General features: G+C 52.6%; 1 rRNA gene. It reads left to right on the forward strand.

What is annotated here, in order from left to right:
• Positions 1 to 211, forward strand: a 16S ribosomal RNA gene (locus tag LCF57_RS07465); the annotation flags it as partial.

Consider the following 211-nt stretch of genomic DNA (forward strand, 5'->3'; position numbering starts at 1 on the left):
GACTGAAACTCAAAGGAATTGACGGGGACCCGCACAAGCAGTGGAGTATGTGGTTTAATTCGAAGCAACGCGAAGAACCTTACCAGGTCTTGACATCCCTCTGACTGGTCTAGAGATAGGCCTTTCCTTCGGGACAGAGGAGACAGGTGGTGCATGGTTGTCGTCAGCTCGTGTCGTGAGATGTTGGGTTAAGTCCCGCAACGAGCGCAAC

The organism is Paenibacillus sp. BJ-4, from assembly GCF_020404765.1.
Taxonomy (GTDB): Bacteria; Bacillota; Bacilli; order Paenibacillales; family Paenibacillaceae; genus Paenibacillus.